The sequence below is a fragment of the Kushneria avicenniae genome, assembly GCF_900112585.1.
In the GTDB taxonomy this organism is placed as follows: Bacteria; Pseudomonadota; Gammaproteobacteria; order Pseudomonadales; family Halomonadaceae; genus Kushneria; species Kushneria avicenniae.
In genome coordinates, this window is sequence record NZ_FOLY01000004.1 from 465,519 (window position 1) to 484,872 (window position 19,354).

A 19,354-nucleotide genomic window follows, 5' to 3' on the forward strand; every position below is an offset into this window, starting at 1 on the left:
AGCCCATGATGACGACCCAGCCCTACCGCCCTGCCGAGATTGTTGCACCCTATCTGCTGTTTCTGGGCGATATTGAAGACAGTGTCTCGGCCAAGATGGCCCGCGCCGTCGTGATCTGGCGCCCCGAAAAGGCCGTGGGCCAGCTGCGCATGACCGAACAGACGGTCAGCGTCGGCATCGAGGATCTGAGTATTGAAGACGCCGTTGCCCGCGGTGCGAAAACGCTGGTCATCGGCGTGGCCAACTCGGGCGGCAAGCTGCCGGCGCACTGGCGCGACGTCATCTGCCGGGCCATCGAACACGGCATGGATGTGGCCAGTGGCATGCATCAGCGTCTGGACGCCATCGAAGGCGTGGCCGAGCTGGCGCGCGAGCACGGCGTCACGCTGCATGACATTCGTCACCGTCATCCGCCGCTTGAAGTCGGGACAGGTGAGCCTCGTAGCGGCAGGCGAATTCTGACCGTGGGCACCGACTGCTCGCTGGGCAAGATGTTCAGTTCGCTGGCACTTCAGCGCGGTCTCGAAGAGGCCGGACACAAGGCTCGCTTTCGAGCCACCGGCCAGTGCGGGGTACTGGTCGCCGGAGACGGCGTGGCCATCGACGCCGTGATTGCCGACTTCATCTCCGGCGCCGTGGAGTGGCTGAGCCCGGCCGGACCGGAGGATCAGTGGGACATTATCGAAGGCCAGGGGTCCCTGTTTCATCCGGCCTATGCCGGTGTCAGCCTCGGACTTCTGCACGGCGCCCAGCCCGACTATCTCATCATGTGCCATGAGCTGGGTCGTCCCCACATGCGTCACCTGCCCCATCGCCCCATGCCCGACATGGCCGCCTGCATCGAGGCCAACCTGAGTGCTGCACGCGTCACCAACCCGAAGGTGCAGCTGGCCGGGTTTGCCATCAACACCTCACAGGTGGACGAAGCGACAGCAAGGCGTGAACTAGAGGCACTGAGCCAGCAGTTTGGTGTCCCGGCCACCGACCCTGTTCGCTTCGGGGTTGCGCCGCTGGTCAACGCCCTTGTTCAAGGAGATGCGTGATGCGAACGCTCAAGCGCTACGCCCAGACCTGGGCACTGGATCGCCCCTTTGTGATTGCCCGCGGCGCCAGCACATCGATTGACGTCATTCGCGTCGAGATTCATCAGGACGGCGTTGTCGGTCACGGCGAAAGCAAGCCCACGCCGCGCTACGGACACAGCATCGAAACCGTTCTGGCCGAGATCGATGAAGTGGCCGCAGAGATCGAGCGCGGTATTGATCGGGACACTCTGCTGGAGCGTCTGCCGGCCGGCCCAGCGCGCAATGCGCTGGACTGCGCTCTATGGTCGCTGGAGTGCGCGCTGGAAGGCAGCACGTCGACCGCGCGCCTGGGGCCGCCGATCGGGCAAGAGATCGTGACCGCGCACACCATCTCGATTGCCACACCCGAGGAGATGGCAGAAGCGGCGCGAGAGGAGCTGGCCCAGGGGGCACGCCTTCTCAAGATCAAGCTCAACAATGAACAGGTCATCGAGCGAGTGCGCGCCGTGCGCGAGGCTGCCCCGGACGTGCGCATCATCATTGATGCCAACGAGGCCTGGTCACCGGATTACGTCGAAGCCTGGTGCGAGGCGCTGGCACAGCTTGATGTCGAAATGATCGAGCAGCCACTGCCTGCCGGAGAAGACGCCGTGCTGGCCGGGTTCCGCCATCCGGTGCCGCTGTGCGCCGATGAAAGCTGTCATACCCGCGAAGATATTGCCGTCCTGAGCGACCGCTACGAGATGATCAATATCAAGCTCGACAAGAGCGGCGGTCTGACCGAAGCGCTGGCAATGGTCGACACCGCGCGTGAGCAGGGCATGGCCATCATGGTCGGCTGCATGCTGGGCACCTCCATGGCCATGCGCGCCGCGCTGCCGGTCGCCGCCCGGGCCGCCATCGTGGATCTGGACGGCCCGATCTGGCTTGCCGAGGACGACCGACCAGCACTGGATTACAGCCACGGCTGGGTCCGGGAGACACGGGGGCACTAAGCCCCGTCTACGCCACGACCCCCTGGTCGACAAGGGCCCTGAGGGCCTGATGGGAATCGGGGGTCGCATCATCAATGGCCAGCGCGTCTTCCAGTGTCAGCCACTCGACCCCGGTCACCTCACTGGCCTGAAGTCTGATGGGCTCGCCGTGATAGCGCGTCAGAAAGACGCTGCCAAAGGCATTCATGCCCTGCTCGAAATGCAGGGACAGACACGGTTCAAGCGGCAGGGACAGCCCCAGCTCCTCCTGAAGTTCCCGACGGGCCGCGGATGCCATGGTTTCACCGGCATCCACTACCCCACCGGCGCAGAGATCACGATAGCCCGGAAAGATATCCTTCCAGAGCGTGCGGCGCTGTACACACAAACGGTTGTGCTGATCGAAGACAAAAATGTACGCGGCGCGATGCCACATCCGTAGACGACGCATATCGCATCGGCGCGCGCTGCCCGCAGGACGGTTAAAGGCATCGACGATCTGGACGCGTACGCGTGATGGGTCCATGGCGGCGTTCTCCAGAAAGAAAACGAACCATCCTACGCCTGGCCATCACTGATTCGAAGCCCGAATGGCCCCGCTATCGAAACTCTCGCGCATGAAAGGACATCCGCGCATGAAAGGACATCGATCAACAACCGTTGACCGCTCATTGCGTCGAAGCGAAATCACACAAGGGGATCGGGAAAAGGCAGACAGAGGAGAATATCGACGGGTCGGTATCGCTGAGGTATCAGGGGCCATCCATGGCAACTTGAACCGCTTTCCTTTCCTGGAAAATCCTGCGATCCGATGGGATGGGGCTTCCTGCCCCGCATCTGCATCCTTGCAGTGTCATGAATGGTAACACCGGTAAAACTGTTGTCCATATTTTTTGAACAAAAGCGATTTTTTTATTTTCAAAAACCCGGAAACGGATAAAAACCTCGCTTTCTTTTGCAGAAGTTATACGAAAAATTGATATATTTCACCTACATGAAGCCCAGGTCAGGTGTTTTGATCTGAACTACGCTTGAATACAGTGTCCAACCGGATAGCACAGACCAAGGCGAGTACCCGCTGGCGCTACAGGGATCGGACAGAAATACCGTTTTCAGCGATATACCGAGTGACCCTTGCCCGGTATTGACCTGTCACAAGCCTGACCACGTCAATGGAGGACATCAGATGGGCATTTTTTCATCCAGCGAAAGCCGTACACGTCGCCGTCTCAAGGACTACGAAAAGGAATTGAACAAGCGTGGCGCTCGTGCGCTGGCGCGCTATGAAGACGAGCTTGATTCGACAGGTGACAAGGTTCGCAGTCGTCTCAGGGGCGCCGGCGATCAGATCGGCCAGCGCTGGCATCAGGCACGTGATCGAGTTGAAGACGAAGGACATCGTGCCTGGGAGCTGACCGAGGAAGGTGCCCGCGATCTGGATCGCCACGTGCATGAGAATGCGTGGAGCTATATTGGAGCAGGCGCCGCCATCGGTCTGGTGGCCGGCCTGCTGCTGGGCCGTCGCTTCTGATCAGCCGTGCGTCCATGACGCCCGCGCCCTTCTGGCGCGGGCGTTTTAGTATCTATCCCGCTTATCTTCACGAGCGTCCTGATCGGATAGGCAACACGACCGCCGAATCCTTCCTGTCAGCCGCTGCATCGGTTTTATACTGACAGGGCACGTAATGATTCCGACATGATACGGACAAGAGGAGGCCAATGATGTATCACACGATTCTCGTACCACTGGATGGCTCCGGGAATGCCAACAAGGCACTGGATATTGCCGCCCACTTGGCACGTGCCAATACTGCCAGACTCTATCTTTTGCACGTCCCGGCGACCACCGATGACAACGACGCCTCGCGCGATGACGCTGCCCTGCAGCTGGTTCATACAGCGCTTGAGGCCATCGATACATCGGATCTCGAGACCAGTATTCTGGTTCGTCGCGGACAGCCTGCCGACGTTATTGAACGCGAAGCACATCGCTTGGACGCCGATGCCATCGTCATGGGATACAGGGGATTGGGTAAAACGTCAGACATGATGGGCGGCAGCGTTTCACGAGCCATCAATCACCACGCAGCGTGCCGAGTCATTACAGTCAGATAGTAATGCCATCGCCGCATATGTAGCGGCGTCATGTTTCAAGAGACGGATACGATTGCAAAGGGCAGATACCGCGGCGCTCGGACATCAATGCCGGGAACGCTTATCCTCGCGCCAGCGTCGCAGTATCTTCCAGAGCACCATCACCAGCAGCGGAAAAAACAGCAGCGTCAGGATCGCCCCTGACGTAATGAAGAAAAAGTGCAGCACGCCCTCGCTCATGAATGCTCCCGTTCACACTTTTCAGAACATGGCCGATGCCCTTCCGGCCACATGAATGCCAATATTCTAGGGGCTTTCACGGCCCGTTGCACTGGCCTGCAGACACAGACCTCGCTGCCCAATAAAAATGACCGGCTCGAAGGCCGGTCACACGTATCAGCGGGATATCTTGACGCCGTCTATTTACTCGCCACGCTGGCATTGCCAATCCGCTCCTCATGTCTTTTGGCGGCCCGGCGATTAAGAAAGAGATTGGCCGTAAACAGCAGGGAAACCAGCTTGCTGCGATTGTTCATTACGGCGGCCAGTGAACTGACGGCCATTACGCCAAGAAAATAGAACGGAAAGACCACGTCCGGATTACCGTGAACGATTCGGGTTAGCACCACGGGCGCCACCCAGGTCACCGGAAAATGAACGAGGAAAAGCACCAGAGAGTTGCGTCCGAACCATTCAAAGGGACGCAGCACAGTTGCAGACCATCTGAAGGTCACCACACGCAGCAGTACCAGTGTCATGGCCAGTGCCAGCACCATCGATATGGGCTGATAGGACCCACCCGTGGCGACCATGCCGTGATAGGCCATCACATACCAGCCCACCAGCGCTATCAGCGCCAGAACTGCCAGCCAGCTGGTGCGCTCGATAAAGTGTTTAAAGGCCTGCAGATGATAGCCCAGTACACCCCCTGCAATGAAAAACGGGAGATGAAAAATAAACCGGTCGAACTCGGTGTCCTTTAAAAACAGATAGAGTGCTAGTGATCCCAGAATGGAAACGGCCCAGTGCAGCCTGAGAACAAAAAAGGCGATCACATAATAGAAGAAAATATAATAGATGAACCATAAATAGGCCATGGGCTCGAAAAACAGCGAATGCCAGAAATCGGGCGGTGTCTTGCCGTTGAAATGGGCCCTGTACAAAAAAAGACCGTAGGAAACCACGGACCAGATGACATAGGGATACAAAATCCCTGAAAGTTTGCCCGTAAAATAACGCCCCGCGCCCTTTCGCATTGACCCGGCCACCAGAAGGCCCGAGAGCAGCATCAGTGCCGGCATTCTGAACGGAGAGAAATAACCGTTGATTTCGGTAAAGATGGGCGCAAGATCATCAAACTTGAGCGACATCGAGTCGGCACTGTGTAGATAAACCACAAGCGTGATGGCAATTCCCCTGAGGGCGTCCATCCACCTTATACGTCCCCTTGCAGGACTTGTTGAAACTTTTTCGCTGGCCATTAAAAAGACCCTCTGACAGATGACACCGGCAGAGGATCCTAATATAAAAAATAAAAATAGTTTATGCTGATCTGACAGTCTCGGGAAATTTGAGCATTTTCGTACAAAAATAAAACAATAGTCATTATTAAAACTACAATCACACGCTCAGGCTATTTATTATTTGCCTTCACCATGATGAGATCCACCACCTTCCAGGCCGCCAATAGTAATTAGCTTTTTAGTACTTTTCATAATGAGCCCGCTTGTTTAGCGTCGCCTACCCTCTGCCAGCCAATACCAAAGCGAGTCATGAAAAGCCGTCCTTTTTGCGCAGTCGAAGATAGTCTTCCCTGAAATCGGCAAATCCTTTCAGCTTTTCGATGTCCGGGATACTGATCTGATGACGCTCCCGGTAGACCAGGGATTGATCGCGCAGTGAAGAGAATACGCGGCTGACATGCACCGGTGTCAGTCCCATTACATCTGCCAGCATCTGCTGCGACAGCGGCAGCCTGAAGACCTCTAGGCTTCCGTCATTGGTCTTGGACAGCCGACTTCGCATCTCGCAAAGGAAATGGGCCAGCTTACCCTGCGCGGTTCTTCTGCCCAGATTGACCATGCGCTCGACCAGCATGGACTGCTGAATGGCCGAGATAGAGAAAAAGGTGTGAGTCAGTCGGCCGGATTTTTCGAACACATCTTCCAGATGACTGTGAGGAAAGCGACAGAAGGTGCACTCGGTAATGGCCTCAACGGTAGTCTGATGCTTCTCGGAAGCATATTCGCGAAGCCCGATGACATCACCGGGCATGAAAATATCCAGAATCATCCTGCTGCCATCTTCCAGCATATAGCTGTTATAGGCCCAGCCATGGCTCAGCACTGCCATCTCCCGGGCACGCTCGCCCTCACGCCAGAGCACTTCGCCGCTTCCCAGCTGCTCTGGCGATTTTTCAAGCGTGCTCAAAAGCTCGATTTCCGACTCGGAGAGATCGGTAAAATATTGAAAGTGCCGGACCATACAGCTTTGATGAGACACCGGATGCCCTCCCTGACAGGTGTTTGAAACGAATGCGATAGACAAGAATACACGTCCTGCCAACATGAATGGCAAGGCATGGCACAAAAGTGAAGTCGTAAAAAGCAGAAGAGGTAACGCAAGGAAGGCTGCGCAAGAAGGAAGATGGTGCCGGTGGTCGGACTCGAACCGACACGGAGTATTAGTCCGGCGGATTTTGAATCCGCTGCGTCTACCAATTTCGCCACACCGGCAGTGTTGCGCGAGGCGTATTATACGAGCCGTGGACAACACGTCAATGACGGCGACCGGCGCCATCCGCTATCATGACCACCCTTTTTTTGAAAACCGATCCTGATACCCCATGCAGCGCGCCGACTTTCATTTTGATCTGCCCAGCGAACTGATTGCCCGATATCCCAGCGACCAGCGCAGCGACTGTCGACTGCTGTGCGTTGATGGCAACAGTGGCCATCTCGAGCACACGCGCTTCCCGGCGCTTCTGGACCATCTGGACCCGGGCGATCTGGTGGTATTCAACGACACCCGCGTCATTCCCGCACGCCTGTTTGGTCAAAAGGAGAGCGGCGGGCGCGTCGAAATGCTGCTGGAGCGCCCTCTGGACGCCCACCGCGGCCTGGCGCACCTGCGCGCCAGCAAGGCGCCGAAAATCGGCACCCGCATTGTGTTTGAAGGCGAGATTCATGCTGTCGTGGAAGACCGTCGCGACGCACTTTTCGAACTGCGCTTTGAAGGCGATACGCCGCTGGTCGCCCTGCTGGAGGCACACGGCCACATGCCGCTGCCGCCCTATATCGAGCGCGAGGACGAACATACCGACCGCGAGCGCTATCAGACCGTTTACGCCCGCCACGATGGGGCGGTAGCCGCCCCCACGGCCGGTCTTCATTTCGACGAAGCGATGCTCGACGCCATGGCGGCCCGCGGCATCGAGAAGGCCTTCGTCACGCTGCACGTTGGTGCGGGTACCTTTCAGCCCGTGCGGGTCGACAACATCCTTGAGCACCACATGCACAGCGAGTGGATCGAGGTCAGTGAGGCAACCGCCGAACAGGTGCGTGTCGCGCAGGATCGCGGCAACCGGGTGATTGCCGTGGGCACTACCAGCGTGCGCTGCCTGGAAAGCGCCTGCCGGCACAGCAGCAGCGGCCGGATCGAGACCTTCAGCGGTGACACCGATATTTTCATCTATCCGGGCTATCAGTGGCAGTGCGTCGATGCCCTGGTCACCAATTTCCATTTGCCGGAATCCACCCTTTTGATGCTGGTGGCCTCCTTTGCAGGCCATGACCATGTCATGCAGGCCTACCAGGCAGCCGTCGATGAGCGTTACGCCTTCTTCAGCTATGGCGACGCCATGTACCTTACTCGTCAGCGCGGCTGAAAGACGTCGCGCCGTCACGACTCCATGACCTTCAAGTACTGACAGGACCCTTCATGAGACAGGACTGCTTCATGCGCTTTGAGCGCATGGCAACCGATGGCCGCGCCCGCCGTGGGCGTCTGACCTTCCCGCGTGGCAGCGTTGAAACCCCCGCCTTCATGCCGGTAGGCACCTACGGCACGGTCAAGGGCATGACGCCGAAGGATGTCGAAGCCATCGGCGCCGAGATCATTCTGGGCAACACCTTTCACCTGTGGCTGCGTCCGGGCACCGAGGTCATCGAGGCCCACGGCGATCTGCACGATTTCGCTCAGTGGCACAAACCGATCCTGACCGACTCCGGCGGCTTTCAGGTCTTCTCGCTCGGTGAGATGCGCAAGATCACCGAGGCCGGCGTGCATTTTCGCTCTCCGGTCGATGGCGCAAGGATCTTCATGGGGCCTGAAGAGTCGATGGCGGTGCAGCGCTCGCTGGGTTCCGATATCGTCATGATCTTTGACGAATGCACGCCCTACCCGGCCACTCATGAAGAAGCAGAAAAGTCCATGGAGCTCTCGCTTCGCTGGGCACAGCGCTCACTGGACGCCCACGGTGATTCACCCTCGGCGCTTTTCGGCATTATTCAGGGCGGCATGTATCCGGATCTGCGCGAGCGCTCGCTCAAGGGTCTTGAACAGATCAGCTTCGACGGGCTGGCCATTGGCGGACTGTCAGTAGGCGAACCCAAGGAAGAGATGATCAGGGTGCTCGATTACCTGCCTACCTGGATGCCGGACGACAAGCCCCGCTATCTGATGGGCGTGGGCAAGCCCGAGGATCTGGTCGAAGGCGTAAGGCGCGGGGTCGATATGTTCGACTGCGTCATGCCGACTCGCAACGCGCGCAACGGACACCTCTTCACCTTTGACGGCGTCATTCGCATCCGCAACGCCACCCATCGCCATGACACAAGGCCGCTGGAAGAAGGCTGCGACTGCTACACCTGTCAGAACTTTTCGCGCAGCTATCTTCATCATCTGGACCGCTGCGGCGAAATGCTCGGCGCACAGCTCAATACCATCCACAATCTGCGACATTATCAGCAGCTGATGAGTGGTTTGCGCGGGGCTATCGAAGCGGGTACATTGGCGGACTTCGTGGCAGCGTTCTATGCGCGCCGGGGCCAGGCGGTCCCGCCACTTGAGGCGTAAACGGCTTATAACAGAGCACCACTGAACAAGATCATTCCTAGAGGAAACCTCATGCTCGAGTACCTGATTCCGGCAGCCATGGCAGAAGGAGGCGCCGGTAGTGCCGGTGGCGCGGGTGCCATCGGTCAGATCGTCATGCTGGTCGGCTTTGTCCTGATTTTCTACTTCCTGCTGTGGCGTCCGCAGTCCAAGCGTGCCAAGGCCCACAAGAAGTTGATGTCAGAGCTTTCCAAAGGCGATGAAGTCACCATCAGCGGCGGCCTCATGGGACGTCTGACCAAGGTCGGTGACGAGTTCATCACTCTGGAAATCGCCGAAGGTACTGAAGTCAACGTTCAGAAAAGCTCGGTTATCAGCGTACTGCCCAAGGGCACACTGAAATCGATCTGAACCCAGTGACGGCAGGCGATTACCGCTGGCGTATCGGCGTGATCCTCTCCTGCCCGCGACGCGTTGAACGCAACCCGTCGTCCTTATGCCCGGGGCTCGTCCAGTGGTGATTGAACCATTGGTCGGGCCCTGTGGTCATTGATACGACCCCAAAAGCGCTCTTTGAGCCACCAGCCAATCAGGACAGGGCCACGATGCTCAATCGTTATCCCCTCTGGAAGTATCTGCTGATACTCCTCGTGTTTATTGTGGGCGTTCTCTATGCACTGCCCAACCTCTACCCCAAGGACCCGGCCATCCAGATCAGCGCGGCCAACAGCAGCACCAGCGTTGGCGACAGCCAGATATCCCGGGTGACGCAAACGCTCGAGCAGGCCGGCATCGACATCAAGTCGCACGAACTCGACAACGACACCGCCCTGATTCGATTGGAAAACAGCTCACAGCAGACAGCCGCCCGTGACATGGCCAGCCAGTCGCTGGGCCAGGGCTATACCGTCGCGCTCAATCTGGCCGACTCCACGCCGCAGTGGCTGCAGTCCATCGGCGCCAAACCCATGAATCTGGGCCTTGATCTGCGTGGTGGCGTGCACTTTTTGCTGGAAGTCGACATGGACGCCGCCATCGACCAGCGTCTGGATGTCAACGCCAGCGCGATGCGCGACACGCTGCGCGGTGAAGGCATTCGCTATCGCAACAACACCACCGGTGATAATGCCATCCGCTTTACCTTCGCCAATGCCGAGGATCGAAGCCAGGCACGAACGCTGCTCAGCCGGCAATACAACGAGTTCACCTTCTCCAACAACGATGATGCCGGCCCGACACTCGTCCTGACGCTGACCGAGCAGGCCGTCAACGATATCCAGGACTACGCGGTCAATCAGAACCTCACTACCCTGCGCAATCGTGTCAACGAGCTGGGCGTGTCCGAGCCGCTGGTACAGCGTCAGGGCCCCAACCGCATCGTGGTCGAGCTGCCCGGCGTACAGGATACGGCCGAGGCCAAGCGCATCGTGGGCGCCACGGCCAACCTCGAGTTCCGCCTCGAGGCGTCCGACAGCACCAGCGCGGACCAGCAGCAGGCGTTTGAATTCCGTAGCGACGCCGGTCGCAAGGCGGCACTGGAGCGCGATGTCATCATCACCGGCGATCGCGTCTCCAACGCCAGCACCTCCTTTGATGACAATGGTCGCCCCCAGGTCAACATCAATCTTGATGGCCCCGGCGGCAGCCAGATGAATCGCGCCACGCGTGCCAATATCGGCCGCAACATGGCGGTGCTCTATATCGAGCACAAGACCCGCACGCGCACCGTGACGCGTGACGGGGAGCAGGTCGAGGAGCGCGTGCCCTACACCGAGCGCGGGATCATCAGCCTGGCCACCATCCAGAGCGCGCTGGGCAATCAGTTTCGCATCACCGGGCTTGATTCGCCGACCGAAGCGCGCGAGCTGTCGCTGCTGCTGCGCTCCGGGTCATTGGCCGCCCCTATCTACTTCGCTCAGGAGCGCACCATCGGGCCAAGCCTGGGCCAGCAGAACATCGACCGCGGCATCATGTCGGTCATTGTCGGCCTGATTCTGGTACTGGCCTTCATGGTCGTGCGCTACAAGGGCTTTGGCCTGATCGCCAACCTGGCGCTGACGGTCAACCTGACGCTACTGATCGCCGCGATGTCGCTGCTGGGGGCCACCCTGACTCTGCCGGGCATTGCCGGTATCGTTCTGACACTCGGTATGGCGGTCGATGCCAACGTGCTTGTGTTTGAGCGCATCCGCGAGGAGATGCGCGGTCGATCAATACAGCAGGCCATTCATACCGGCTACGAGCGCGCCTTTACGGCGATTCTGGATGCCAATATCACCACGCTGCTGGTGGCGATCATCCTGTTCTCGATCGGCACCGGGCCCGTGAAGGGCTTTGCGGTCACGCTCTCGCTGGGCATTCTGACCTCGGTCTTTACCGCTGTCATGGTGAGCCGTGCCCTTACCAATCTTGTCGTAGGCGGCAAGTCGCTCAAGAAGCTGTGGATCTGAGGAGGCCGGCAAATGACGCAAATTGACTTCATGGGCAAGCGCAAGGCTGCCTACATCATCTCCATCCTGTTAACGGTCATCGCCATCGGGGCGCTGGCCGTCAAGGGACTGAGTCTGGGACTTGATTTTACCGGCGGCACCCAGGTCGAGGTGAGCTACGCTCAGGCGCCCTCTCTGGACGATGTGCGTGACGAGCTGGGCGAAGCCGGTTTCGGCAACTATTCGGTGCAGACCTTCGGGGCCGACACCGATGTGCTGGTCCGCCTTCAGCAGACCTTTGACGAAGGCATCGGTCAGCAGGTCATCGGCGCGCTGCGCGCTCAGGGCGAGCAGGTCGATCTGGTTCGCGCCGAATACGTCGGCGCCCAGGTCGGCGACCAGCTTCGCGACCAGAGCGGACTGGGCATGCTGATCGCACTGGGTGTGGTGGCGCTGTATGTTGCCTTTCGCTTTCAGTACAAGTTCGCCCTTGGCGCCCTGATCTCGCTGGGCCACGACGTGGTCATCCTGCTGGGCTTTTTTGCCCTGTTCGGTTTCGACTTCGATCTGACGGTGCTGGCCGCTGTACTGGCCGTGATCGGTTACTCGCTCAACGACACCATCATTGTCTACGACCGGATTCGCGAGAACATACGACGCTCTCAGTCCAACGATCTGATCAGGATCTTCAACGACGCCATCAACCAGACCCTGTCGCGAACGCTATCGACCTCGGGCACGACTCTTCTGGTGCTGCTGGCGCTGTTTTTCCTGGGCGGCGACATGATCCACAACTTCTCGCTGGCTTTGATCGTGGGCGTGGTGCTGGGAACGTTCTCCTCCATCTACGTGGCGGCGGCCATGCTGCTGCTGGTCAAGCTGGAGCGAGAGGATCTGATCCCGGCCAAACGCGAAAACGCCGTCGAAGACGAACTGCCCTGATACTTCCGGGCGTTTGATGGATCAGCGCTTACGACAAAAAGGGCCCGCCTCCATGAGGCGGGCCCTTTTATTGCTTTTTCAATATCGACAAACAAGCACTGAGCAGGCGTTTGATCGATAACCAGAACGTTACAGGGACGGCAGATTTGCGTTGCCCATGGCCTGCACCAGCTGCTTGAAAAGACGCGGCGATGCCGCCATGAGCGCCCCTTCCACCTTGATCTGAGGGCTCCCCTTCGGGGTTCCGGACAGGGCGCCACACTCCTTGAGCACCAGGCTGATGATGTGCATGTCCTGCTCATCAAGTCCCAGAATGAAGGCTGCATCCACATGGCCGGCACACAGCGCCAGCATGTCCAAAAGCGGACAGCCCGAAGCACGCAGCATGTCCACGCGGCTGCCCAACTGAGCGGTCAGAATCTGCCAGGTCGAGAAGTAGCGCTCGCGCATCCAGCTTTCGGGAAGTCCCAGCGAGATGCGGCTGCCGTCAATGCTGGTCCGCGTCGGAACACGCATGCGTCGACCGTTGTAGTGGGCACCGCGGCCGCGGCTGACCAGATACTCTTCATCGGTAAAGGGGGAAATGACAACGGCATGCTCGGGGCGGCCCTTGTACAGGCAGACCATCGACAGCGCACAGCCCGAGGTACCGGACGCCATGTTGGCGTAACCGTGGAAGATTTCGATCTTCCAGTGATAATCACGCCCTTCACCGCGGCCTTCGTTCCAACCGATGTAACGTCCTGACATGCCGTGTTCCGGATACCCCTTGCCAAACTGGGAGGCAATCAGGGTTTCAGCGCGCTGGGCAGTATCGCTGAGCAGCGCATCGAGCGTGTTGTCTTCACGGGCAATATCAAGTCGGTCGCGAACGCGAACGAACTGTTCCTGGGCGCCACGCAGCGCGCGCAGGGCAAACTGGACCATTGGATGCATGATCAATCCTCGAACCGAGAGCTGTTAAAGAGCGAAGCCAGAGCAGTGGCTGACAGGGTCAGGCATCGCCGGTGCTACCGGCCAAAAGGCAGCCATACCGACGACGCGATAACACATGAGAGTTCTGAAAAGCGGGGCTGGCTGGAAAAGTGGCCGACGATGCTAGCAGAGACGCCACCACCGCGCCAGCGTTGCATCAGAGCAGACAACGCACCAGCCATGCTAGACTCGCCCTCTCCACTGCCCCATGGCCCACCTTTTCTGTATCACGGCGAGTTTCATGCTAGAGCGTATTCGTATAGTTCTGATCGGCACCAGTCATCCCGGTAATATCGGCGCCGCCGCGCGCGCCATGAAAACCATGGGGCTTGAGCAGCTCGCCCTGGTCGCGCCGCGCTGTGAAGGCATCACCCCGGAAGCCATTGCCAGGGCCTCCGGGGCCGATGACATTCTCGAGCGTGCTACCCATCACGACTCACTGGACACGGCACTGACGGATTGCCGCTGGGTGGTCGGCGCCAGCGCGCGTTCGCGACATCTGCCCTGGCCGCTATGCTCACCGCGGGAGTTCTCTGCGCGTCTGCCCGGTGAAATGCAGGGTCACGACGTCACGGTGGCGCTGGTCTTTGGCCGCGAAGACAAGGGGCTGACCAACGAAGAACTCCAGCGCTGCCATACCCACGTTCATATCCCGACATCAAGCGACTACAGCTCGCTCAATCTGGCCGCCGCCGTTCAGGTACTGGCCTATGAGTGCCGCCAGGCCGCACTTGCCACGCCGTCCGGATTGTCCGAGGCCATGCCCGGCTCGGTCCACCCATTTGGAGTGGAATGGGACAATCCGCTGGCGAATCACGCCGACACCGAACGCTTTTTCGAGCACCTCGAGCGCACCCTGACCGATATCGGTTTTCACGACCCGGCCAACCCTCGTCAGTTGATGGCACGCCTGCGTCGCCTGTACATGAGAAGCCGCATGGATGTCATGGAGCTCAACATGCTGCGCGGCATTCTGACTCGGGTGGACCGCCTCCAGAACCCCCCCACCGGGCCCGCGGATCAGGACGAGAGCCCCCACTGAGCTTGTGGACGTAACGGTAGCGTTAGCCGCAATTGTTGACCGCATCGCTCGGGATTATCATAATCCATGATTATTGTCATGCTGCGGAATCTGGATCATGCGTCTGACGACCAAGGGCCGCTACGCCGTTACAGCCATTCTTGATCTGGCTCTGCACGGTGACGGCTCGCCCATCAGTCTGGCCGACATCTCTGCGCGTCAGGACATTTCGCTCTCCTACCTCGAGCAGCTTTTTGCCAGACTGCGTCGTCAGGGACTGGTGACCAGCGTTCGCGGGCCGGGTGGCGGCTACCTGCTGGCCCGGGCGCCCGGCGATATTTCCGTGGCCAGCGTCATAGACGCGGTCAACGAATCCATCGATGCCACCCGCTGTCAGGGAACGGGCGACTGCCAGCAGGGCACGACCTGTCTGACGCACCACCTGTGGAGCGATCTGTCCGATGCCATACACGATTTTCTCGATCGCATTACGCTTGAGGAACTGATTCATCGCCACGATGTACAGCGTATTGCCTGTCGACAGCAGGACAGCGCCAATCAGATCGCCGTACTGCCGGTGGCCCACACGTCATGATGTCATTATGCGTCGTGTTGACGGCCATGGCGTTTGAGACAAGGAAAACACCATGAGCACCATGCCTCTCTACCTTGACTACGCGGCCACAACCCCGGTCGACCCGCGTGTTGCCGAGGTCATGGCCCGCCATCTCACGCTGGAAGGCACCTTTGCCAACCCGGCTTCACGCAGTCACATGTCAGGCTGGCTGGCCGAGCAGGCCGTCGAGACCGGCCGTCGCCAGGTCAGCGACCTGATCGGCGCCGACCCGCGCGAGATCGTCTGGACCTCCGGGGCAACGGAAGCCGACAACCTGGCGCTCATTGGCTATATGCGCGCCCATCGCGCCCGCGGTCGACACCTGATCACCTCGAGCATCGAACACAAGGCCGTGCTCGACAGCGTTGCGGCCCTGGAACGGGAAGGCTTTGAAGCCACCTATCTCGCCCCGCGCACCGACGGCACCATATCGCCGCAGGCCCTGCGCGACGCATTGCGCACCGACACCGTTCTGGTGTCGCTGATGGCGGTCAACAACGAGCTGGGCAGCATCAACGATCTTGAAACGCTGGGCACCATTGCCGCCGAGCATGGCGCGGCCTTCCATGTCGATGCCGCCCAGGCCGCCGGTCGAATAAGGCTCGACATGAGCGCCCTGCCCATCGACATGCTGTCGCTGTCGGCGCACAAGGCATACGGCCCCAAGGGTATAGGAGCGCTTTATGTGCGACGTGGCACCCGGATCGAGGCGCTGATTCACGGTGGCGGACACGAACGCGGCATGCGCTCTGGCACCCTGGCGACCCATCAGATCGCCGGCATGGGACTGGCGTTTTCACTGGCACTGGAAGAACAGGACAGCGACAACGCGCATCTGGAACGGCTGGGACAGCGCCTTCGCGAAGGCATTCGCAACCTGGAAGGCACCTGGATCAATGCCGAAGGCGGCGCGCACGTGCCCAACATCATCAATGCCGGTTTTGAAGGGGTGGATGGCGAGGCCCTGGTCATGGCCCTGCGGGGGCTTGCGGTGTCCACGGGCTCGGCCTGCAATTCGGCCAGCGTCGACCCCTCCTATGTGCTGACCGGCATCGGCGTGCCGCGTGAACGGGCGCTGGCCTCGATTCGTTTCAGCCTTGGCCGTTTCAGCCGGGTCGAAGAGATCGATCAGGCACTTGAATCACTCTCGGATGCCCTGAGCAGCCTGCGCACGCGTCAGAGCGCCTGAGCATCCCTTGTCATTTTCGCGCATCTGATGCGCATCACCGGGGAGGACACCATCATGGCCCGGATCTCGATTTCCGAAGCCGCCGCCCAGCAGATTCGCCACGTGCTCGACGAGCGCGGCAGCGGCGAAGGCCTGCGAGTGGCCGTCAAACCGAGCGGCTGCTCGGGCTATAGCTACGTACTCGATTTTGCCGACCACGTTGAAGCCGATGATCAGGTCTTCGAGGATCACGGCGTACGGGTCATCGTGGACAGCGACGCCCTCTCCGTTCTGGACGGCACGGAAGTGGATTACGTCAGCGAAGGCCTCAACCGCTTCTTTCGCTTCAACAATCCCAACGTGCGCGACGAGTGCGGCTGCGGGGAAAGTTTCAGCGTCTGAACCGGTCACCACCACTTTGGATGCATGTTGCGTCGCCTACGGCTATAATGGCGCGATTTTTGCCGGAGCCGGCAGCTGTTAAAGCAGCTGCCGGCTTTGCGCTATCCTGAATCACGAATATCTTGAACTCATCAGCCTGTCAGGAGCCCTTTACATGGCACAGGAACGTACTCTCTCCATCATCAAGCCGGACGCCGTTGCCAAAAACGCCGTAGGTGAGATCATCTCTCGTTTCGAAAAGGCCGGCCTGCAGGTCGTGGCCTGCAAGATGGTCAGCCTGTCACAGGAAAAGGCCGAGGGCTTTTACGCCGAGCACCGCGAGCGTCCCTTCTTTAACGACCTGGTCTCCTTCATGACCTCGGGTCCGGTCGTGGTTCAGGTGCTCGAAGGTGACAACGCCATCGCCAAGAACCGCGAACTGATGGGCGCCACTGACCCGAAGAAGGCTGAAGCCGGTACCATTCGCGCCGATTTCGCCTCGTCCATCGACGCCAACGCCGTTCACGGCTCTGACGCGCCGGAATCCGCCCAGCGCGAAGTGGCCTACTTCTTCTCCGATGAAGAAATCTGCCCGCGCGGCTGATTATTCGTCGCGCCCGGCCGTCATTTGCCCGCCATGGGCAGATGACGGCCTTCTTTCTCTTATGACACCAGCGAGCTCACTGCCATGACACAGACTGCCACGACGACACGCGTCAATCTTCTGGGTCTTTCACGCAGCCAGATGGAGCAGTTCTTCATCGACCACGGCGAGAAAAAGTTTCGCGCCGCACAGGTCATGAAGTGGATCCATCATGAGGGTGTCGATGACTTCTCGCAGATGACCAATCTTTCCAGGGCCCTGCGCGACAAGCTTGCGCGCGTGGCCGAAGTCCGCGGTCCGAAGGTGGTCTACGAAGGCCAGTCCAGCGACGGCACGCAGAAATGGGTGCTGGAAGTCGAGGACGGCAGCTTCGTGGAAACCGTTCTGATCCCGTCCGAAAACGGCAGCCGGCGCACGCTTTGCGTCTCCTCCCAGGTCGGCTGCTCACTGGACTGCAGCTTCTGCTCGACCGGCAAGCAGGGCTTTCAGCGTAACCTGACCGCTGCCGAAGTCATCGGCCAGCTCTGGATTGCCCAGGCCAGCGCCGGCGGCCGCATGGGCCACGATGATGGGCGCCGCGCCGTCACCAACGTGGTAATGATGGGGATGGGCGAGCCGCTTCTGAACTACGACAACGTCGTACCCGCCATGCATCTGATGCTTGATGACAACGGCTACGGCCTCTCCAAGCGCCGTGTCACCCTGTCGACTTCAGGCGTGGTGCCGATGATCGAGAAGCTGGGCGATGAAATCGACGTGGCACTGGCCATCTCGCTGCACGCTGCCAACGATGAGCTTCGCAACACGCTGGTGCCGCTCAATCGCAAATACAATATCGCCACGCTTCTGGATGCCTGCCGGCGCTATCTGACCAAAAGCGACGGCACCCGTCACATCACCATCGAGTACACCCTGATCAAGGACGTCAACGATCAGCGTGAACACGCCGAACAGCTGGCCGAGGTGCTGGGGGATCTACCCTGCAAGATCAATCTGATTCCCTTTAATCCGTTCCCGCATGCCGGCTACGAGAAGCCCTCACGCAATCAGGTGATGCGCTTTCAGACATGGCTCTACGAGCTGGGCCACAACGCGCCAGTGCGTACCACCCGCGGTGATGACATTGATGCCGCCTGCGGCCAGCTGGTCGGTCGCGTCAAGGATCGCACCAAACGCGCCGAGCGCTACATCAAGGCTGTACAGCTCGACGCATCGTGACCCATCTGCTGGCACCTTGACTTGCCGAGACACCGGCGCTTTGATGGGTAACGTTATTGCTAATATTTGACGGATTCGGGCATATTCATCACGTCAGGAAGTCGATGAGTCACTTGCGCTGCACCCTCAGGACACTGCTGATCGTGGCCACCCTGCTGCTGTTGGCCATGGCCCTCCCAGGCTGTGCCAGCGATGGCAGCAGTATCTCCTCGACAGAGTCACCGAACTCGGCCTATACCCAGCTGGGCATGGCCTACCTGCAGCGCGATGATCCTGAACGTGCGCAACAGGCCTTCGAACGCGCCATCGATATGGCTCCCAACGACCCCGACGCCCTTCAGGGGCTGGCGCTGGTCTATCAGCGCCAGGGCGAGACCGCCAGCGCCGATCGATATTTCAAGCGTGCCCTGGGCAGCCGCAGCGCCTTTACTCAGGCACGCAACAACTATGCGGCGTTCCTGTTTGGCCAGAGCCGTATCTCCGAGGCCTGTGATCAGCTCGAACAGGCTTCAAGCGATTTGCGCTATGACCGCCGCGCGCAGCTGTTCACCAACCTCGGCCAGTGTCGCCAGCGCCAGAATGAACTCGAAGCCTCCATGAATGCCTATCAGCGTGCCCTGCAGCTTGATGATCGGCAGCCGCGGGCCTGGCTGGGGCTGGCCGAAATGCAGTATCAGTTACATCAGCATGAGGCGGCGCGCGCCTCGCTGGCGCACTACATTCAGTTTGCCGGACAGAACGATGAAAGCATTGAGCTGTCCCGACAGCTCAATGGCGAGGCGTTACATGATGGGTAAGGCTGCCCCGCGCTTAATGCCGGCAAGGGAACATTTCGTGCCACGACCGAACAAG

21 protein-coding genes and 1 tRNA gene are annotated in these 19,354 nt (G+C 59.5%); 16 read left to right on the plus strand and 6 right to left on the minus strand.

Features of this window, described 5'->3' with window-relative positions:
- Positions 1-5: 5 nt before the first annotated feature.
- Complete coding sequence (gene dgcN, locus BM079_RS11310) at positions 6-1,043, plus strand: N-acetyltransferase DgcN (RefSeq protein WP_217639679.1); 1,038 nt, start codon at positions 6-8, stop codon at positions 1,041-1,043.
- Positions 1,043-2,020 carry an N-acetyl-D-Glu racemase DgcA gene (gene dgcA / locus BM079_RS11315; protein WP_090134050.1) on the plus strand — a complete coding sequence of 326 codons (978 nt, stop codon included), beginning with the start codon at positions 1,043-1,045 and terminating at the stop codon, positions 2,018-2,020. The genes dgcN and dgcA overlap by 1 nt, the downstream gene beginning before the upstream one ends.
- Before the next feature lie 7 nt (positions 2,021-2,027).
- Here dgcA and BM079_RS11320 read toward each other — a convergent pair whose 3' ends face one another.
- Entirely contained in the window at positions 2,028-2,525 is a 498-nt protein-coding gene (locus BM079_RS11320; protein WP_090134052.1) for an NUDIX hydrolase, read from the minus strand.
- 660 nt (positions 2,526-3,185) lie between these two features.
- Here BM079_RS11320 and BM079_RS11325 point away from each other — a divergent pair.
- Positions 3,186-3,530, plus strand: coding sequence for a DUF883 family protein (locus BM079_RS11325; RefSeq protein ID WP_090134055.1), 345 nt, complete (start codon positions 3,186-3,188; stop codon positions 3,528-3,530).
- A gap of 188 nt (positions 3,531-3,718) precedes the next feature.
- Positions 3,719-4,114, plus strand: a complete 396-nt coding sequence (locus BM079_RS11330; RefSeq protein WP_090134057.1) for a universal stress protein — start codon at positions 3,719-3,721, stop codon at positions 4,112-4,114.
- A gap of 84 nt (positions 4,115-4,198) precedes the next feature.
- Here the strand turns inward: BM079_RS11330 and BM079_RS16965 are convergent, their stop codons facing one another.
- The 4 genes from BM079_RS16965 to BM079_RS11345 form a co-directional block, all read right to left on the minus strand.
- Entirely contained in the window at positions 4,199-4,333 is a 135-nt protein-coding gene (locus BM079_RS16965) for a hypothetical protein (protein WP_281243954.1), read from the minus strand.
- A gap of 179 nt (positions 4,334-4,512) precedes the next feature.
- Positions 4,513-5,523 (minus strand): acyltransferase family protein, encoded by a 1,011-nt coding sequence (locus BM079_RS11335; RefSeq protein WP_175489675.1) that lies wholly within the window; start codon positions 5,521-5,523, stop codon positions 4,513-4,515.
- Between the two features lie 340 nt (positions 5,524-5,863).
- Positions 5,864-6,595: a Crp/Fnr family transcriptional regulator gene (locus BM079_RS11340; RefSeq protein WP_245742993.1), complete on the minus strand. Its 732-nt coding sequence runs from the start codon at positions 6,593-6,595 to the stop codon at positions 5,864-5,866.
- A gap of 145 nt (positions 6,596-6,740) precedes the next feature.
- A tRNA-Leu gene (locus BM079_RS11345) sits at positions 6,741-6,828 on the minus strand.
- Positions 6,829-6,938: 110 nt separating this feature from the next.
- On the opposite strand from BM079_RS11345, the gene queA reads away from it, so the two are divergent.
- The 5 genes from queA to secF all read left to right on the plus strand — a co-directional run bounded on the left by queA (position 6,939) and on the right by secF (position 12,519).
- Positions 6,939-7,979, plus strand: a complete 1,041-nt coding sequence (queA, locus tag BM079_RS11350) for a tRNA preQ1(34) S-adenosylmethionine ribosyltransferase-isomerase QueA (protein WP_090134065.1) — start codon at positions 6,939-6,941, stop codon at positions 7,977-7,979.
- Between the two features lie 71 nt (positions 7,980-8,050).
- A complete protein-coding gene (gene tgt / locus BM079_RS11355) occupies positions 8,051-9,169 on the plus strand; it encodes a tRNA guanosine(34) transglycosylase Tgt (protein WP_446685130.1) in 1,119 nt (372 codons plus the stop codon).
- Between the two features lie 51 nt (positions 9,170-9,220).
- Positions 9,221-9,559 (plus strand): preprotein translocase subunit YajC, encoded by a 339-nt coding sequence (gene yajC / locus BM079_RS11360; RefSeq protein ID WP_086899683.1) that lies wholly within the window; start codon positions 9,221-9,223, stop codon positions 9,557-9,559.
- 194 nt (positions 9,560-9,753) lie between these two features.
- Positions 9,754-11,598, plus strand: coding sequence for a protein translocase subunit SecD (secD, locus tag BM079_RS11365; protein WP_090134070.1), 1,845 nt, complete (start codon positions 9,754-9,756; stop codon positions 11,596-11,598).
- 12 nt (positions 11,599-11,610) lie between these two features.
- Positions 11,611-12,519, plus strand: a complete 909-nt coding sequence (gene secF, locus BM079_RS11370; protein ID WP_090134072.1) for a protein translocase subunit SecF — start codon at positions 11,611-11,613, stop codon at positions 12,517-12,519.
- A gap of 129 nt (positions 12,520-12,648) precedes the next feature.
- Here secF and BM079_RS11375 read toward each other — a convergent pair whose 3' ends face one another.
- Positions 12,649-13,455 (minus strand): inositol monophosphatase family protein, encoded by an 807-nt coding sequence (locus BM079_RS11375; RefSeq protein ID WP_090134074.1) that lies wholly within the window; start codon positions 13,453-13,455, stop codon positions 12,649-12,651.
- Between the two features lie 280 nt (positions 13,456-13,735).
- On the opposite strand from BM079_RS11375, the gene BM079_RS11380 reads away from it, so the two are divergent.
- From BM079_RS11380 to BM079_RS11410, 7 genes are all read left to right on the plus strand, one after another.
- A complete protein-coding gene (locus tag BM079_RS11380; RefSeq protein ID WP_090134278.1) occupies positions 13,736-14,536 on the plus strand; it encodes an RNA methyltransferase in 801 nt (266 codons plus the stop codon).
- A gap of 97 nt (positions 14,537-14,633) precedes the next feature.
- Positions 14,634-15,110, plus strand: coding sequence for a Fe-S cluster assembly transcriptional regulator IscR (iscR, locus tag BM079_RS11385; RefSeq protein ID WP_090134076.1), 477 nt, complete (start codon positions 14,634-14,636; stop codon positions 15,108-15,110).
- A 52-nt stretch (positions 15,111-15,162) separates the two neighbouring features.
- Positions 15,163-16,320 (plus strand): aminotransferase class V-fold PLP-dependent enzyme, encoded by a 1,158-nt coding sequence (locus tag BM079_RS11390; RefSeq protein ID WP_090134079.1) that lies wholly within the window; start codon positions 15,163-15,165, stop codon positions 16,318-16,320.
- Between the two features lie 54 nt (positions 16,321-16,374).
- Complete coding sequence (locus BM079_RS11395; RefSeq protein WP_090134280.1) at positions 16,375-16,701, plus strand: HesB/IscA family protein; 327 nt, start codon at positions 16,375-16,377, stop codon at positions 16,699-16,701.
- A 154-nt stretch (positions 16,702-16,855) separates the two neighbouring features.
- Positions 16,856-17,284 carry a nucleoside-diphosphate kinase gene (gene ndk, locus BM079_RS11400; RefSeq protein ID WP_090134081.1) on the plus strand — a complete coding sequence of 143 codons (429 nt, stop codon included), beginning with the start codon at positions 16,856-16,858 and terminating at the stop codon, positions 17,282-17,284.
- Positions 17,285-17,368: 84 nt separating this feature from the next.
- Positions 17,369-18,502 (plus strand): 23S rRNA (adenine(2503)-C(2))-methyltransferase RlmN, encoded by a 1,134-nt coding sequence (gene rlmN, locus BM079_RS11405; RefSeq protein WP_090134084.1) that lies wholly within the window; start codon positions 17,369-17,371, stop codon positions 18,500-18,502.
- Positions 18,503-18,606: 104 nt separating this feature from the next.
- On the plus strand, positions 18,607-19,299 hold the full coding sequence (locus tag BM079_RS11410) for a tetratricopeptide repeat protein (protein WP_090134087.1): 693 nt from the start codon (positions 18,607-18,609) through the stop codon (positions 19,297-19,299).
- Positions 19,300-19,354 lie beyond the last annotated feature (55 nt).

Bases quoted from the DNA above. Each gene is read 5' to 3' on its own strand.
- dgcN (WP_217639679.1), top strand. From the start codon at position 6: ATGATGACGACCCAGCCCTACCGCCCTGCCGAGATTGTTGCACCCTAT.
- dgcA (WP_090134050.1), top strand. From the start codon at position 1,043: ATGCGAACGCTCAAGCGCTACGCCCAGACCTGGGCACTGGATCGCCCC.
- BM079_RS11320 (WP_090134052.1), bottom strand. From the start codon at position 2,525: ATGGACCCATCACGCGTACGCGTCCAGATCGTCGATGCCTTTAACCGT.
- BM079_RS11325 (WP_090134055.1), top strand. From the start codon at position 3,186: ATGGGCATTTTTTCATCCAGCGAAAGCCGTACACGTCGCCGTCTCAAG.
- BM079_RS11330 (WP_090134057.1), top strand. From the start codon at position 3,719: ATGATGTATCACACGATTCTCGTACCACTGGATGGCTCCGGGAATGCC.
- BM079_RS16965 (WP_281243954.1), bottom strand. From the start codon at position 4,333: ATGAGCGAGGGCGTGCTGCACTTTTTCTTCATTACGTCAGGGGCGATC.
- BM079_RS11335 (WP_175489675.1), bottom strand. From the start codon at position 5,523: ATGGACGCCCTCAGGGGAATTGCCATCACGCTTGTGGTTTATCTACAC.
- queA (WP_090134065.1), top strand. From the start codon at position 6,939: ATGCAGCGCGCCGACTTTCATTTTGATCTGCCCAGCGAACTGATTGCC.
- tgt (WP_446685130.1), top strand. From the start codon at position 8,051: ATGCGCTTTGAGCGCATGGCAACCGATGGCCGCGCCCGCCGTGGGCGT.
- yajC (WP_086899683.1), top strand. From the start codon at position 9,221: ATGCTCGAGTACCTGATTCCGGCAGCCATGGCAGAAGGAGGCGCCGGT.
- secD (WP_090134070.1), top strand. From the start codon at position 9,754: ATGCTCAATCGTTATCCCCTCTGGAAGTATCTGCTGATACTCCTCGTG.
- secF (WP_090134072.1), top strand. From the start codon at position 11,611: ATGACGCAAATTGACTTCATGGGCAAGCGCAAGGCTGCCTACATCATC.
- BM079_RS11375 (WP_090134074.1), bottom strand. From the start codon at position 13,455: ATGCATCCAATGGTCCAGTTTGCCCTGCGCGCGCTGCGTGGCGCCCAG.
- BM079_RS11380 (WP_090134278.1), top strand. From the start codon at position 13,736: ATGCTAGAGCGTATTCGTATAGTTCTGATCGGCACCAGTCATCCCGGT.
- iscR (WP_090134076.1), top strand. From the start codon at position 14,634: ATGCGTCTGACGACCAAGGGCCGCTACGCCGTTACAGCCATTCTTGAT.
- BM079_RS11390 (WP_090134079.1), top strand. From the start codon at position 15,163: ATGAGCACCATGCCTCTCTACCTTGACTACGCGGCCACAACCCCGGTC.
- BM079_RS11395 (WP_090134280.1), top strand. From the start codon at position 16,375: ATGGCCCGGATCTCGATTTCCGAAGCCGCCGCCCAGCAGATTCGCCAC.
- ndk (WP_090134081.1), top strand. From the start codon at position 16,856: ATGGCACAGGAACGTACTCTCTCCATCATCAAGCCGGACGCCGTTGCC.
- rlmN (WP_090134084.1), top strand. From the start codon at position 17,369: ATGACACAGACTGCCACGACGACACGCGTCAATCTTCTGGGTCTTTCA.
- BM079_RS11410 (WP_090134087.1), top strand. From the start codon at position 18,607: ATGAGTCACTTGCGCTGCACCCTCAGGACACTGCTGATCGTGGCCACC.